The 14,695-nt window shown below is 66.0% G+C and carries 14 protein-coding genes and 1 riboswitch; of the genes, 8 read left to right on the top strand and 6 right to left on the bottom strand.

Going from position 1 to position 14,695, the window contains the following annotated elements; all coding sequences use genetic code 11:
* Positions 1–95 precede the first annotated feature (95 nt).
* From thiC to AX672_RS01965, 4 genes are all read right to left on the bottom strand, one after another.
* Complete coding sequence (gene thiC, locus AX672_RS01950; RefSeq protein ID WP_066647392.1) at positions 96–1,994, bottom strand: phosphomethylpyrimidine synthase ThiC; 1,899 nt, start codon at positions 1,992–1,994, stop codon at positions 96–98.
* Between the two features lie 43 nt (positions 1,995–2,037).
* A riboswitch (TPP riboswitch) is annotated at positions 2,038–2,148 on the bottom strand.
* A 19-nt stretch (positions 2,149–2,167) separates the two neighbouring features.
* Positions 2,168–3,061, bottom strand: a complete 894-nt coding sequence (locus AX672_RS01955) for a MipA/OmpV family protein (protein WP_231731121.1) — start codon at positions 3,059–3,061, stop codon at positions 2,168–2,170.
* 71 nt (positions 3,062–3,132) lie between these two features.
* Positions 3,133–3,558, bottom strand: a complete 426-nt coding sequence (locus AX672_RS01960) for a DUF2141 domain-containing protein (RefSeq protein ID WP_066647397.1) — start codon at positions 3,556–3,558, stop codon at positions 3,133–3,135.
* A complete protein-coding gene (locus tag AX672_RS01965; protein WP_066647400.1) occupies positions 3,488–4,312 on the bottom strand; it encodes a sterol desaturase family protein in 825 nt (274 codons plus the stop codon). The genes AX672_RS01960 and AX672_RS01965 overlap by 71 nt, the downstream gene beginning before the upstream one ends.
* A 142-nt stretch (positions 4,313–4,454) precedes the next feature.
* Between AX672_RS01965 and crtY the strand changes: the two genes are divergently transcribed.
* The 5 genes from crtY (at position 4,455) to AX672_RS01990 (ending at position 9,136) form a co-directional block, all read left to right on the top strand.
* Positions 4,455–5,654, top strand: coding sequence for a lycopene beta-cyclase CrtY (crtY, locus tag AX672_RS01970; RefSeq protein ID WP_066647406.1), 1,200 nt, complete (start codon positions 4,455–4,457; stop codon positions 5,652–5,654).
* Positions 5,651–7,129 carry a phytoene desaturase gene (locus tag AX672_RS01975; RefSeq protein ID WP_066647409.1) on the top strand — a complete coding sequence of 493 codons (1,479 nt, stop codon included), beginning with the start codon at positions 5,651–5,653 and terminating at the stop codon, positions 7,127–7,129. The genes crtY and AX672_RS01975 overlap by 4 nt, the downstream gene beginning before the upstream one ends.
* Positions 7,126–7,707, top strand: a complete 582-nt coding sequence (locus AX672_RS01980) for a TIGR00730 family Rossman fold protein (RefSeq protein ID WP_066647412.1) — start codon at positions 7,126–7,128, stop codon at positions 7,705–7,707. Before AX672_RS01975 ends, AX672_RS01980 begins: the two co-directional genes overlap by 4 nt.
* Positions 7,704–8,654 (top strand): phytoene/squalene synthase family protein, encoded by a 951-nt coding sequence (locus tag AX672_RS01985; protein WP_066647415.1) that lies wholly within the window; start codon positions 7,704–7,706, stop codon positions 8,652–8,654. The genes AX672_RS01980 and AX672_RS01985 overlap by 4 nt, the downstream gene beginning before the upstream one ends.
* 83 nt (positions 8,655–8,737) lie before the next feature.
* The gene (locus AX672_RS01990; protein WP_168727290.1) at positions 8,738–9,136 is read left to right on the top strand and encodes a hypothetical protein; all 399 of its coding nucleotides are present in this window, start codon (positions 8,738–8,740) and stop codon (positions 9,134–9,136) included.
* Between the two features lie 9 nt (positions 9,137–9,145).
* Here AX672_RS01990 and AX672_RS19165 read toward each other — a convergent pair whose 3' ends face one another.
* The gene (locus tag AX672_RS19165; protein ID WP_269454018.1) at positions 9,146–9,274 is read right to left on the bottom strand and encodes a hypothetical protein; all 129 of its coding nucleotides are present in this window, start codon (positions 9,272–9,274) and stop codon (positions 9,146–9,148) included.
* 212 nt (positions 9,275–9,486) lie between these two features.
* On the opposite strand from AX672_RS19165, the gene AX672_RS02000 reads away from it, so the two are divergent.
* Positions 9,487–11,310 carry an ABCB family ABC transporter ATP-binding protein/permease gene (locus tag AX672_RS02000; protein ID WP_066647419.1) on the top strand — a complete coding sequence of 608 codons (1,824 nt, stop codon included), beginning with the start codon at positions 9,487–9,489 and terminating at the stop codon, positions 11,308–11,310.
* 135 nt (positions 11,311–11,445) lie between these two features.
* On the opposite strand, the gene AX672_RS02005 is transcribed toward AX672_RS02000, so the two are convergent.
* Positions 11,446–12,336, bottom strand: coding sequence for a hypothetical protein (locus tag AX672_RS02005; RefSeq protein WP_168727291.1), 891 nt, complete (start codon positions 12,334–12,336; stop codon positions 11,446–11,448).
* A gap of 167 nt (positions 12,337–12,503) precedes the next feature.
* On the opposite strand from AX672_RS02005, the gene recQ reads away from it, so the two are divergent.
* Entirely contained in the window at positions 12,504–14,261 is a 1,758-nt protein-coding gene (recQ, locus tag AX672_RS02010) for a DNA helicase RecQ (protein WP_066647427.1), read from the top strand.
* Between the two features lie 10 nt (positions 14,262–14,271).
* Positions 14,272–14,694, top strand: a complete 423-nt coding sequence (locus AX672_RS02015; protein WP_066647429.1) for a TIGR01244 family sulfur transferase — start codon at positions 14,272–14,274, stop codon at positions 14,692–14,694.
* Position 14,695 lies beyond the last annotated feature (1 nt).

A 14,695-nucleotide genomic window follows, 5' to 3' on the forward strand; every position in this document is an offset into this window, starting at 1 on the left:
ACAAATCATGCTCGGACGAACCCAGAGCGGTGGCCTCATGAATAGTGGGGTCTAGACAGACTCGTAGTCAGCGGCAGACGGCGAATCTGCCCATCTCAATCCCGCTCCCGACCCCCAGCCCCCATATACAACTCGCTCCCCGTTTCGCGGAACTTGGCGGCCATCTCCTCCATCCCCCTGATCGCCGCCGCCTTGCTCGCCGCCGCAGTCTCCGCGCCGGTCGGCCCCGTCGCGATGTAGCCCTCCACACCCTGGTTCTGCTTCCCCGCAAAATCCCGCACTTCCTGCGTGATCTTCATGCTGCAGAACTTCGGCCCGCACATCGAGCAGAAATGCGCGGTCTTGGCGCCCTCGGCAGGCAACGTCTGGTCGTGGTATTGCTCGGCCGTATCCGGGTCCAAAGACAGGTTGAACTGGTCCCTCCACCGGAATTCGAAGCGTGCGCGGCTGAGCGCGTCGTCGCGCAGGCGGGCCGCCGGGTGGCCCTTCGCCAGATCGGCCGCGTGGGCGGCGAGCTTGTAGGTCACCACGCCGACCTTCACATCGTCGCGGTCGGGCAGGCCGAGGTGCTCCTTGGGCGTCACGTAGCAAAGCATTGCTGTGCCGTACCAGCCGATCATCGCCGCCCCGATGCCGCTGGTGATATGGTCATATCCGGGCGCGATGTCGGTCGTCAGCGGCCCGAGCGTGTAGAAGGGTGCCTCGCCGCAGACCTCGAGCTGCTTGTCCATATTCTCCTTGATCTTGTGCATCGGCACATGGCCGGGGCCTTCGATCATCACCTGCACATCCTGCGCCCAGGCGCGGTGGGTGAGCTCGCCAAGCGTATAGAGCTCGCTGAACTGTGCTTCGTCATTGGCGTCGGCGATGCTGCCGGGGCGGAGGCCATCGCCGAGCGAATAGGCGATGTCATAGGCCTTCATGATCTCGGTAATCTCGTCGAAGCGTTCGTAGAGGAACGATTCGCGGTGATGCGCGAGGCACCATTTCGCCATGATCGAGCCGCCGCGCGAGACGATGCCGGTGACGCGCTTGGCGGTCATCGGGATGTAGGCGAGGCGCACGCCGGCGTGGATGGTGAAATAATCGACGCCCTGCTCGGCCTGCTCGATGAGGGTATCGCGGAAGATTTCCCAGGTCAGGTCTTCGGCCACGCCGCCGACCTTCTCCAGCGCCTGATAGATCGGCACGGTGCCGATCGGCACGGGCGAATTGCGGATGATCCATTCGCGCGTGTCGTGGATGTTGCGGCCGGTCGAGAGGTCCATCACCGTGTCGGCGCCCCAGCGGATCGACCAGACGAGCTTGTCGACTTCCTGCGCGACGTCGGAGGCGACGGCGCTGTTGCCGATATTGGCGTTGATCTTGACGAGGAAATTGCGCCCGATCGCCATTGGCTCCGATTCGGGGTGGTTGATGTTCGACGGGATGATCGCGCGGCCGCGGGCGACCTCATCGCGGACGAATTCGGGCGTGACGTAATCGGGGATGGCAGCACCGAAGCTTTCGCCGTCGCGGGCGATGGCCTCGCGCAGCATCTCGCGGCCGAGATTCTCGCGGGTCGCGACATATTCCATCTCGGGCGTGATGATGCCGCGCCGGGCATAATGCATCTGGCTGACGTTGGCGCCGGGCTTGGCGCGCAGCGGCCGCTTCACGACATGCGGGAATTGCGGGACGCCCGCCGAGCGATCGGGGCCGGACAGGCCATTGTCCTCAGGCCGGATCTCGCGCCCGTCATAGCTTTCGACATCGCCGCGCGCGACAATCCAGTCGCGGCGGATCGCGGGCAGGCCCGCAGAAATGTCGATCAGCGCGTTCGGGTCGGTATAGGGCCCGCTGGTGTCATAGACATTCAGCGGCGGCTCGCCCGAGCTGGGCTCAAGGTCGATCGCGCGCATCGCGACTTTCAGCGGGCCGACATGGATCTTGCGGCTGCCGCGAATGGGGCCAGTGGTGACGCCAATTTCGGCGCGGGCAGGGATGTCGGCCATCGTTCAATCGCTCCAAATAATGCGGAGCGAGGACGGATTTCGGGACTGAAAGCCGCTCCCTCCCTCCGCCCGTGCTAACGGGATCAGGTTCGGCGGGTCGCAGGCTCGTGCCTGCCTCTCAGGCGCCGTGTCAGCGCCGCCCCGGGGAATGAAGCCCTTCTAATCGCAGCCGATCAGAATGTATAGCCAAGCCCGATTGCGCCCACGAACTGGTTGGGGCTGCCCGCCACGCTGACGATCGGGCTGCGCGCGAAATCGCCCTGCAGCCGGCTGTAGCTGCCGACAACATACAGCCCCAGCCCGTGCCGCAGATCGCCGGTGAGCGAATAGGTGCCGAGCGCCGAGACATTGTAATTCTTGAACCCGCCGCGCGCGTTGGTGAACACCGGCAGGCCGCTGCGCAGCGATTCAGGCGCGCTGACGGTGAAATAGCTGCGCGCATAGCCATCGCCCGCCCAGGTGCCCGACAGCGAGACGCCGACATAGGCCTTGCGGCTGAGCGGGGTGCCGTAATTGACGGTCGGCGTAATGGTGTAGCTGTTGTGGATGCCGGTCGTATCGGCAAGCACGGTCACGCTCGCGCCGAGCGTGTCATAGGGGCTGGTGAACACGCCGGTCTTGGCGATGCCGAAATAGCCGCCCGCTTCGAAGGCGACCTTGCGCCCGTCGAGCTGCCGGACGCGTTGGTCGACGCGGCGCCCGACGCGGTTGAAGTTGACGTTGACCACCGGGCCGAACTGGATGTCGAGCCCGTGCGTCGACCGGTCGCGGAGCACATCGACGCTCAGCACCGTCCCGCGCGAGGCGAAGTTGAAGCCGGACACCCGGCCCCGGATCGCCGCTGCCGGTACGATCACATAATTGTTCGATCCTTCATAGCTTGGCACCACGGCAATGCCGCCGCCGATGGTAATGGTGTCGCGACCGGTATCGGCATTGGGATCGACAGGACCGGAAATCGCGGCGCGATTGCCACCGGCGCTCTGCGCCTGCGCAGGTGCTGCGCCCAGTCCAATCAACAACAAGGCGGGCAGAACGCAGGCACGCGGCGGGCAGTTAGGAATCACGGACGGTCTCCGGGCTGAAAATCAGTCACCACAACGCCGCGTCAGCGCCAAAGGCTCCGTGCCCGTTGCGATTACAGAAAATACCGCATTTCGATCGTTTGTGTGACGGGCGACGATTCGATACCGAACTCGGCGGATCGGAATCGCGGCGGCCCGAAATGGATCGCCGGGTTGCGCGAAAAGCCGAATCCTTCGCGCGGGATGCCCAGCAATGTGTCGAGCTTCGCATTGTTGTTCGCGTCGTGGATCACAGCGACGGCATATTGGCCATAGGGCAGTCCGGCGAAGTGCACGTCGCGCTCGCTTGCCGGCACCGAACGCGTGATGGCGTGCGCGTCATCGACGCAGCCCGGAAAATTCTTCGGGTCGGCGGTCAGGCAGATGCGCAGCACGCCCTTGGCCGAACGCAGCCGGTCGATCCGCACGTCAAGCGAGCCGGTCGGCGCGGCCCCCGTCGCCAGCGCGACCAGTGTGAGCGCTGCTCCCAGCCGCCGCATGAACACCGCCCCCCGCGGTGCGCCGTGCGGTTGCATCGAAGCTGCCGAGCCCTCGGTCGGTGCCGCAGAGCCGGTCCCAGAATCTGAAATATAGCCCATAATTCCCCCTATACTCCGTGTGATGGCGCTGATGATGACTGGCCGTGATCAACCATCTCCCCAATGGCCCGGTCCAGATGAACCTAGGGAAAATCTCCCATCCCATATGATTGGTGACGCCCATCACCGTCATCACCGTCAGCACGACGACCAGCGCGCTGACGTGGATGGGCACCGCGAGCACAAGCAGCGGAATGACGACCGCCCCGGTCAGTGCCTCGATCGGGTGGAACGCCATCGCGGCCCAAGCGGTCGGCGGGCGGCTGGCGTGATGGACGGCGTGGGCCAGCTTGAACAGCTTCGGCTGATGCATCCAGCGATGCGTCCAGTAGAACCAGCTGTCATGCGCGAACAGGTAAAGGAAAATCGAAACCGGCCAATACCATAGAGGCCATGCCGAAAGATCGGTGTAGATCGCCGTCCAGCCGCGATTCTGCCACCCCCAAGCCAGGATGCCGGCCGGAATGCCGTAAATGGCGGCACTGGCGAGGCTCCAGCCGATCTCTCGGCGGATCTGGCGGTCGAGCCCGGCATAAAGGCCGGGATGCCGCAACCGCGTCGCCGCCGCAAAGGCGCCACTGACGAGCAGATAGCGCGTGCCGACGATCGCAATCATCGCGACGGTGGATATGGCGACAGCGAGCAAAATCGACATTTTCACTTCTTATGCGCTCCGAGTCGCCGATGGAAGCACGACAAGGTGCCAATGGGCCGAATAGCGCGCCCATGCCCACCAAAGATCGTCGGCGCGACACGAAAGGGTTTCACACGGCCCCCGCATTGGTTAGGCCAAGCCGATGGCAGCCACGATCCAGTGCGATCTCGCGATTGTCGGCGGCGGGCTCGCCGGCGGGCTGATCGCGCTCGCGCTCGCCCGGAAGCACCCCGATCTCGATGTACGGCTTATCGAGGGCGGGCCGACGATCGGCGGCAACCATCTCTGGTCGTTCTTCGCGACCGACATCGCGCCAGGGGATCGCTGGATCGTCGAGCCGCTGATCTGCTACGACTGGGCATCCTACGACATCGCCTTCCCGGCGCATGGGCGGACGATCGCCGCGCACTATCATTCGATCGAGTCCGAGCGACTCGATGCGGTGGTGCGCGCGGCGCTGCCCGCGCACGCGGTGATGACGGGGCAGCGCGTGGCAGAAGTCGGCGCGACCGGCGTGCTGTTGGAGGGCGGCGACCGGATCGATGCCAAGGGCGTGATCGACGCACGCGGCGCCGGCGACTATGCCACGCTCGATCTCGGCTGGCAGAAATTCGTCGGCCGCGAATATGCGCTGCGCAAGCCCCATGACGTGGCGCGACCCGTGGTGATGGATGCAACGGTGCCGCAGATCGACGGCTATCGCTTTGTCTATGTCCTGCCATTTTCGGAAACGCGGCTGTTCGTCGAGGACACTTATTACAGCGACACCCCCGATCTCTATCGCCCCCAGCCGGGCGGGCAAAACAGTGACCCGATCGGGACGCGGCTCGACGATTATGTCGCCAAGGGCGGCTGGGACGTCGACCATGTCGTGCGCGAGGAACAAGGCGCGCTGCCGGTCGCGCTCGGCGGCGATTTCGAAGCCTATTGGCGCAGCGGCGGCAAGGGCGTTGCCAAGGCCGGGATGCGTGCGGCGCTGTTCCACCCGACCACCGGCTATTCGCTGCCCGATGCGGTGCGCACGGCCAGCCTGATCGCGCGCGCAACCGATCTGTCCGGCGCCGGGCTGCATGCGCTGACGCATGGCTTCGCCGCGCAGACATGGAAGGGGCGCGGCTTTTATCGCATGCTCGACAAAATGCTGTATCGCGCTGGCGAGCCCGAGGACCGATACCGCATCCTCGAACGCTTCTATCGGCTCAATCCCGCGTTGGTTGGGCGCTTTTACGCAGGACAAACCACCATGATCGACCAAGCACGCATCTTGCTGGGCAAGCCGCCCGTCAAGATATCCGCCGCGATTCGCGCGATTGCCAGTTCGCCGCGGAGTAGCAAGGCATGAAGTCGGCCGTCGTCATCGGCGCCGGTTTCGGTGGCCTCGCGCTCGCCATCCGCCTGCAATCGGCAGGCGTGCAGACCACGATCGTCGAAGCGCGCGACAAACCCGGCGGGCGCGCCTATGTGTGGGAAAAGGACGGCTTCGTGTTCGACGCCGGCCCCACCGTCATCACCGATCCGCCGTGCATGCAGGAGCTATGGGCGCTGTCGGGCCGGTCGATGGACGATGACGTGCAGCTCGCCCCCGTGATGCCCTTTTACCGGCTGAACTGGCCCGACGGCACCAATTTCGACTATTCGAACGACGAGCCGCAGCTGGCCGCCGAAATCGCCAAGCTCGATCCCGCCGATGTCGATGGCTATCGCCGGTTCCTCGAATATTCGTCGGGCGTCTATACCGAGGGTTATCGCAAACTCGGCCATGTCGCCTTCCTCGACTTCGCATCGATGGTGCAGGCAGCGCCCAGCCTGATGAAATATCAGGCATGGCGGTCGGTCTATTCGATCGTGTCGAGCTACGTCAAAAGCCCGAAGCTGCGCGAGGCGCTGTCGTTCCACACGCTGCTGGTCGGCGGCAATCCGATGACGACGAGCAGCATCTATGCGCTGATCCACAAGCTGGAAAAGGACGGCGGCGTCTGGTTCGCGATGGGCGGCACCAACAAGCTGATCGCAGGCATGGTCACCCATTTCGAGCGGCTGGGCGGCGTGCTGCGGCTGGCCGATCCGGTCGCGTCGATCGACACGCTCGGCGACCGGGCAACGGGTGTGACGACCAAAAGCGGCTGGTCGGTGCAGGCCGATGCGATCGCCAGCAACGCCGATGTCGTCCACAGCTACCGCGACCTGCTGAAGGGATCCCGCAGCGCCCAGCGCACCCGCGCAAGGCTCGAGCGCAAGAGCTATTCGCCGTCGCTGTTCGTCGTGCATTTCGGGCTGAAGGGCACATTCCCTGGCATCCCGCACCACATGATCCTGTTCGGGCCGCGCTATAAGGGGCTGCTCGACGACATTTATAACCACGGCGTGCTGGCCGAGGATTTCTCGCTCTATCTCCACCACCCGACCGTGACCGATCCGTCGATGGCGCCCGAGGGGCATTCGACATTCTACGCGCTGGCGCCGGTCCCGCATCAGGGCAAGTTCCCGGTCGACTGGGCCGAAATCGGCCCGATTCTCGAACACCGCATTCTCGACGAGATCGGCAAGCGGCTGATCCCCGACATCCACGATCGCATCGTCACGAAATTCCATTATGCGCCGAGCGATTTTTCGGCCGATCTCAACGCGCATCTGGGCAGCGCCTTCAGCCTTGAGCCGACGCTGCTGCAATCGGCCTATTTCCGCGTCCACAACCGTGACGACCATATCCCGAACTTGTATTTCGTCGGCGCGGGCACGCATCCGGGCGCGGGGATTCCCGGCGTGGTCGGGAGCGCAAAGGCGACGGCGAAACTGATGCTGGAGGAAGGGCGGTGAAACGCCTCGCCGTCTATTGCGGCTCCGCCTCACCTGCCGATCCGGTCTATATCGAGTCGGCCCGGGCCGTCGGCCGGTCGTTTGCCGAGCGCGGGATTGGCCTCGTCTATGGCGGCGGGCGGCTGGGGTTGATGGGGGCAGTCGCCGATGCGGCCCTCGAAGCCGGCGGCGACGTGATCGGCATTATCCCTCAGGCTTTGGTCGATGCCGAAGTCGCGCATCGTGGCCTCACCGAACTCCACGTCTGCCGCACGATGCACGAGCGCAAACAGGCGTTCACCGATCTGTCCGACGGCTTCGTCACGCTGCCTGGCGGCACCGGCACGATGGATGAGCTCTGGGAAGCGCTGAGCTGGGCGCAGCTCGGCTATCACGCCAAGCCGGTCGGCGTGCTCAATGTCGCGGGCTTTTATGACGGGCTGATCGCCTTTGCCGCGAAGATGGGCGAAGTCGGCTTCATTCGCCCGCAGCATCAGGGACTGATGATCGTCGACACCACGCTCGACGGCCTGCTCGCCAAGATGGCGAACGCTGCGCCGATCACTACCATCCAGCAGATCGGCGCCCGCGACCTGTGACTCGCGCCGAAGTCGTCGAGGCAGCGCGGGTATCGATCGCGCGCGGATCGCGCAGCTTTGCCGCTGCGAGCAAGCTGTTCGACAAACCGACGCGCGAACGGGCCTGGCTGCTCTATAGCTGGTGCCGCGCGTGCGACGATATCGCCGACGGGCAGGATCATGGTCATGGCATGACGATCGTCGATGATCCGCAGGCGCGGGTCGCGCGGCTGGGCGTGCTGACCGAACTGGCGCTGGCGGGCGAGGCGACCGGTGATCCGCCGTTCGAGGCACTGCGGCTGGTCGTCGCCGAAACTGGCCTGCCGCACGGGTTCGTGCGCGATCATATTGCGGGCTTCGCGCTCGATGCCGAAGGCTGGCGGCCAAGGACCGAGGACGATCTGCTGCGCTATTGCTACCATGTCGCCGGCGTGGTCGGCTGCATGATGGCGGTGGTGATGGGAGTCGATCCGGCCGACGACGCGACGCTCGACCGCGCATGCGACCTGGGGCTGGCGTTTCAACTCGCCAATATCGCCCGCGACATCGACGAGGATGCCAGCGTCGGTCGCTGTTATCTGCCGACCGACTGGTTGGCGGAAAAGGATATTCCCGTTGCCGAGCTGATGGCAGCGAAGCACCGGCCCGCGCTGACCGAGTTGGTCGCGCGGCTCACCGATCGCGCGGCGGCGTTCGAGCAGAGCGCGCGCGGCGGCACGCCGGCGCTTCGCTTTCGCTCGGCGTGGGCCGTGCTCGCAGCGGCCAAAATCTATGGCGATATCGGGCGCAAGGTGGCAGCGCTCGGCGGGCAGGCATGGGATGCGCGCGTCACCACCTCGGCGCGCGAGAAGCTCGGCGCGATTGCGCTGTCATGGCGTCAGGCGCGAGCGCGCGCGCAGCTTTACCGTGCAAGCCCGCGCGCTGCGCTCTGGCAGCGGCCCCGGCATCGGATCGAAGAACGCGCCTAACGCTGCGTCAACCGTGTATCGTCCGCATTCGGTGAGACTTGCCGGGCTAGAGCCAAGGGCCAAAGGGGTAAGGACGAATCGGCGTGTCGTTCAATGAAGCATCGTCAAGAATGCGGGTGCCGCGCCGGATCGCGATGACGCCGGTGCGCCCGACCGCGCTTGCCACGCTGCTTCGGCGGCGCGCGGTGGCAGCTTCGTCAGGACTCGACGATCTGGAATCGATGCTGCGGGAGCGGATTCTGGGGTCACTACCGACGCAGCTGGGTTCAGCTGCCGGCGACTGTGCCCCGCCACGTGCGGAACCGGCGGTAAAGATTATCACCATGGCGCCGCGAAAACCGGTCGTAGCCGCTCCGCAAAGAATTGACGGGATGCAGCGTGGCTGGGGAAGCGAGAACGATCCGACGCCGGCAAACGCAGGCGCCCGGACAGCCGCCGGTCAACCCGATCGCGCGCGCGGGCTGTCGCTCTTTTCCGACTGACCGATTGGTTCAGCTGCGGGCGCGGCGAATGGTGGCCGTGCGACGGTCGGCCATCCGCACCCCGGCTTCGCGACAGGACGCCGCAATCACCGGATAATCGATGTCGCTGTTGCGGACGATCGCGGTTGGCATCGCCATCTGGCACGCGTGATCGAGGGATAGCGGACCGGCACGATCCGCGCCTCGGCACAGGCCTGTTCGTCGTCTCCACACCCCAGGATTGCCATCACATAATAGAGCGGTCCCATCGTGCTGCTCCCATCTGGAGCCGATTCAATCGTTCAGACGCGGGCCGGGTTCCCTGCGGCGGAGCTTTCGCGCGCGGGCATCGCATCCTACATGCGGTGGAGATGCCACCCACCGCTTCCCCCCAAGGCAAGACCGCCGAGCCGCCGCTGTGGCCGATGCTGCGGCGCTTCCTGCCCTATCTCTGGCCCAAGGATCAGCCGGGGCTGCGCATCCGCATCATCCTGTCGCTGCTGCTGATCGTCGCGTCGAAGCTGGTACAGGTCTATGGCGCGCCCTTCGCGCTGCAGGGCGTCGTCAACGACATGGCGAAAGGCGATCGCGGCGCGACGACGCTGATCCTTGCGCTCGTCGTCGGCTATGCGGCGGCGCGGTTCGGGAGCGTGCTGTTCGACAATCTGCGCAACGCCGTGTTCGAGCGCGTCGGGCAGGACGCGACCCGGCGGCTGGCGGCGACGGTGTTCCGGCATCTGCACATGCTGTCGTTGCGCTTCCACCTCGAACGCCGCACCGGCGCGGTCACCAAGGTTGTGGAGCGCGGCACCAAGAGCATCGACACGATGCTCTATTTCCTGCTGTTCAACATCGCCCCGACGGTGCTCGAGCTGGTGCTCGTGCTCCAGATCTTTGGCTCGACCTTCGGGGCGTGGCTGGTGATCGGCACTTTGGTGATGGTCGGTGTGTACATCGCCTTCACCCGCATCGTCACCGACTGGCGCAACGCGCTGCGGGCGCAGATGAACGATCTAGACACTGGCGCCGTCGCGCATGCGGTCGATTCGCTGCTCAATTTCGAAACGGTCAAATATTTCGGCGCCGAGGAGCGCGAGGCGATCCGGTACGACAAGGCGATGGCCGCCTATGCCACGGCGGCGGTCAAGAACCAGAATTCGCTCGCGTGGCTCAACATCGGCCAGGCGCTGATCACCAATGTGATGATGGCGCTCGGCATGGGGCTGGTGGTCTGGGGTTGGTCGCAGGGCCGCTTCAACGCAGGCAATGTCGTGCTCGTCTCGACCCTGCTCGCGCAGCTGTTCCGCCCGCTCGACCTGCTCGGCATGGTCTATCGCACGATCCGGCAAGGCGTGGTCGACATGGCGGCGATGTTCGACCTGATCGACGCGCCCGCCGAAGTCATCGATGCGCCGGGCGCGCGCGATCTGGTGGTGACGTCGGGGCATGTCCGCTTCGAAAATGTCGTATTCGATTATGACCCCGAGCGGCGCATCCTGAAAGGCATCGATCTCGACATTCCGGCGGGCGGCACGCTGGCGGTGGTCGGCCCGTCGGGCGCGGGCAAGTCGACGCTCGCGCGGCTGCTCTATCGCTTCTATGATCTCACGAGCGGGCGGATCACGATCGACGGGCAGGATATCGCCAAGGTCACGCAGGCGAGCTTGCGCGCCGCGATCGGCATCGTCCCGCAGGATACGGTGCTGTTCAACGACACGATCGCCTACAACATCGCCTATGGCCGCGAAGGCGCGACCCAGGCCGAGATCGAGGCGGCTGCGCGGGGTGCTGCCATCGCCGATTTCATCGCCGCCCAGCCCGGCGGCTATGACGCGCGGGTCGGCGAGCGCGGGTTGAAGCTGTCGGGCGGCGAGAAGCAACGCGTGGCGATCGCGCGCACCCTGCTCAAGAACCCGCCGATCCTGATTCTCGACGAAGCCACCAGCGCGCTCGACAGCCGGACGGAGGGCGAGATTCAAGCGACGCTTGAGGCGATTTCGAAGCGCCAGACGACGATCGTCATCGCGCACCGGCTGTCGACCGTGGTCAACGCCGACGAGATCGTCGTGCTCGAGGCGGGGCAGGTCCGCGAGCGCGGGACGCACACCGCGCTGCTGCGCAAGGGCGGACTCTATGCGGAGATGTGGAACCGCCAGGCGCAGGAGCGGGCGGAGGAAACGCTGGCAGCGGAGTAGCGCATCAATCCATTCGGCCCAAACCGTTCGTGCTGAGCATGTCGAAGCACCGTCCTTCTTTTTCCCACCGACGGACAACAAGAACCGCCCTTCGACAAGCTCAGGGCGAACGGTGCGGGTGACGGTTCCTGATCGCTATGCGCAACTCAACCGGATCAGCTTCGCGCGCTTGTCGAACACGATCGACGAACAGCCCGCGAGCGCGTCGCGACCGATGATCAGCACGTCGCGGCGCTTGCCGCCGCCTTTGGCAGTGACCACCACTTCATCCGGATCGGCATCGGCATCGGCGATGCCGGCAACCGAGCCGCTGTCGCCGATCCGCACCGGCACGCTGTCGAAGCGGAGTGGTCCGATGGCCAGGGTGCGGGCGAGCTTCAGCGTGCGGATCGGGCGGTCGATGCCGAACGCGACTTCGGCCTTGCCGGTTGCCCCCACCAGCTGGCCGCCAAAATCGGCGGCGATCGCGCTGCCCGCACCTGCCGTCGCCAGCGTCTGGGCATGTTGCGGATCGAACAGGATGTTCACGTCGCGCCCCGCGACCTTGATCCGGCTATAGGTTGGCTGGAACGGGCGCTGGACCAGCGGCAATGTCGCGACCCGCTCGCCGGGGCGAGGATTGCGCAGTTCGAAGCGGATTACGTCGGCAGGCAGCCCGCCGGGTCCGACGGCACCTTCGCCCTGCGGTTCATAGCGGCGATCAAACCAGACCACGCGGCGGCGGAAGTTCATCGTGCCGAAATCAAATCGCGTGACGCTGGTCTGGCCGCCGACCTTGACCGGCCCGACCTTGACCGCAAAGCCGAACAACCCGCCCCGCAACCCGATCTGTTTTGCGAAATCGGGATTGAGCGTAGGTGCCGCCGGCGCCCAGGGCGTGATCCGGATACGCGCGGGGCTGCCGCCGACGGTTGCGTTGACGAGCCCGTCGCCGCGCACCACCAGCGGCTGCGCGGGCCTGGCCGCGCCGACCAGCCCGGTCAGCGCACAAGCGGCGAGCAGCATCTTCAGTCGACGTGTCGGCATCGCAGCTTCTCCCGGCGCGCCCGGCGCCCATTGCATGTCACCCGCGCATATCAGGCGCGCACCATGGCCAAAGCAAGGCCGCGCATCGACGCGGCTGGGCGGCCAATCGCCAATGTGGTTTCGATGCCGCTTGCGGGCCGGGGCGCTTCGCCGGTAGCGGGTCCGGCATGCCCTCCGCGCGCGCGATCCTGCAACAGACCTTCGGCTTTCCCGATTTTCGCGGCGTTCAACGCGCGGTAGTCGATCGGGTGATGGCGGGCGAGAATACGCTGGCGGTGATGCCGACCGGGGCGGGCAAGTCGTTGTGCTATCAATTGCCGGCCGTGGCGCTGCCGGGGACGTGCATCGTCGTGTCGCCGCTGATCGCGCTGATGCACGACCAGCTCCGTGCCGCCGAAGCCGTCGGCATCCGCGCTGCCACCTTGACGTCGGTCGACACCAATCAGGCCGAGACGATCGCGCGGTTTCGCGGCGGTCAGCTAGACCTGCTCTATGTCGCGCCCGAGCGTGCCTCCAACGACTCGTTCCGCAATCTGCTGACCCAGTCGAAGCTCAGCCTGTTCGCGATCGACGAAGCCCACTGCGTCAGCGAATGGGGGCATGATTTCCGCCCCGACTACCGGCTACTGCGGCCGTTGCTCGACCGGTTCGCGGATGTGCCCCGGCTCGCGCTGACCGCGACCGCCGACGCGCACACCCGCGCCGACATTCTCGAGCAGCTCGGCATTCCCGCCGACGGCCTTGTGATCGCGGGGTTCGACCGGCCCAACATCCGCTATGCGATCACCCCGCGCGACAATGTCGGCGCGCAGCTTGCAGCGCTTGCTCGCGCGGTGCCGGGGCCAGGGATCGTCTATGCGCCCACGCGCGCCGCGACCGAGCGGCTGGCCGCGCAACTCGTCCGCACCGGGCGGCCGACGCGCGCCTATCACGCCGGGCTCGACCCCGCCGTGCGCGCGCGCAACCAGGCCGATTTCGTGGCATCCGAAGACATGGTGATGTGCGCGACGATCGCCTTCGGCATGGGCATCGACAAGCCCGACGTCCGCTTCGTCGCCCATGCCGGGCTGCCCAAGTCGGTCGAGGCCTATTATCAGGAAACCGGCCGGGCGGGGCGCGACGGCGATCCGGCGCAGGCCCATCTGTTCTGGGGTGCCGAGGATTGGGCGCAGGCGTGGCGGCGCGTCGGCGAAATCGAGCCCGAACGGCAGGCAGCGGCGCGCGCGCAGCTGAACGCGCTGCAGGGCCTGATCGAGACGCCGGGATGCCGCCGCGCGGTGCTGCTGCGCCATTTCGGCGAGTCGCCGCCTGAGACTTGCGGCAATTGCGACAATTGCCTGTCGCAGCCGGTGCTGTTCGACGCGACCGAGCTCGCGCGCAAATTCCTGTCGGCCGTCTATCGCACCGGCCAGAGTTTCGGCCTTGGTCACATCGAGAAAGTCCTGACCGGCGCGACCGACGAGCGCGTCGAAAAGCTGGGCCATGATCAACTCAGCGTGTTTGGGATCGTCACGGGCGACGACGCCAAGCTGATCAAGCCCTTGTCGCGCGCGTTGCAGGCGCGCGGGCTGCTGACCCCGACCGAGCATGGCGGGCTGCAATTGAGCGGCAGCGCGCGTGCCGTGCTGAAAGGCGAACAGAGCGTCGAGATCGTCGCCCCGCCGCCGCCCCGCCGCCGTCGCCGCGACTCGGCCGACGCCCAGCCCGACGATCCGCTGTTCGACGCGTTGCGCGCCAAGCGCCGCGAACTGGCGCAGGCGGCCAATGTACCGCCCTATGTCATCTTTCACGATTCGGTGCTGCGCGAGATGGCGGCGCTCAAACCCGCGAGCCGGGCCGCGCTCGCGCAGATCAGCGGCATCGGCGCGCGCAAGATGGAAGCCTATGGCGACGCCTTCTTGTCGGTGATCCGCGAAGCAGGCTAGGCTTGCGCACATGATCATTCCGCTCGACCCGCAATTCGCCGTCGCTCCCCAGATTACGCCCGGCGACGTTGTTGACATTGCCCGCGCCGGCTATCGCGCGATCATCAACAACCGGCCCGAGGGTGAGGAGCCTGGCCAGCCCGAGGGTGCCGCAATTCGTCAGGCAGCCGAGGCGCTCGGGCTGGTCTATACCGAAATTCCGGTGACTCATGCGGGGTTCGCCCATCCGCAGCTTGATGCGACGACCGCAGTGATGGCCGATGGCCCAGTGCTCGCCTTTTGCAGGTCGGGGACGCGCAGTTGCATGCTCTGGGCGCTTGCAAGCGCCAAGGCCGGTGCGGAACCCGCCGATCTGTTCCGCAAGGCAGCGGCGGCGGGGTATGACCTGTCGCCGGTCGCGGGCATGATGCAGGCATTGGCGGGCGGGCACTGAA

It is taken from the genome of Sphingomonas sp. CCH10-B3, from assembly GCF_001556185.1.
Taxonomy (GTDB): domain Bacteria; phylum Pseudomonadota; class Alphaproteobacteria; order Sphingomonadales; family Sphingomonadaceae; genus Sphingomonas; species Sphingomonas aquatica.

Bases quoted from the DNA above. Each gene is read 5' to 3' on its own strand.
- thiC (WP_066647392.1), bottom strand. From the start codon at position 1,994: ATGGCCGACATCCCTGCCCGCGCCGAAATTGGCGTCACCACTGGCCCC.
- AX672_RS01960 (WP_066647397.1), bottom strand. From the start codon at position 3,558: ATGCGGCGGCTGGGAGCAGCGCTCACACTGGTCGCGCTGGCGACGGGG.
- AX672_RS01965 (WP_066647400.1), bottom strand. From the start codon at position 4,312: ATGTCGATTTTGCTCGCTGTCGCCATATCCACCGTCGCGATGATTGCG.
- crtY (WP_066647406.1), top strand. From the start codon at position 4,455: ATGGCAGCCACGATCCAGTGCGATCTCGCGATTGTCGGCGGCGGGCTC.
- AX672_RS01975 (WP_066647409.1), top strand. From the start codon at position 5,651: ATGAAGTCGGCCGTCGTCATCGGCGCCGGTTTCGGTGGCCTCGCGCTC.
- AX672_RS19165 (WP_269454018.1), bottom strand. From the start codon at position 9,274: ATGGCGATGCCAACCGCGATCGTCCGCAACAGCGACATCGATTATCCG.
- AX672_RS02000 (WP_066647419.1), top strand. From the start codon at position 9,487: ATGCCACCCACCGCTTCCCCCCAAGGCAAGACCGCCGAGCCGCCGCTG.
- AX672_RS02005 (WP_168727291.1), bottom strand. From the start codon at position 12,336: ATGCCGACACGTCGACTGAAGATGCTGCTCGCCGCTTGTGCGCTGACC.
- recQ (WP_066647427.1), top strand. From the start codon at position 12,504: ATGCCCTCCGCGCGCGCGATCCTGCAACAGACCTTCGGCTTTCCCGAT.
- AX672_RS02015 (WP_066647429.1), top strand. From the start codon at position 14,272: ATGATCATTCCGCTCGACCCGCAATTCGCCGTCGCTCCCCAGATTACG.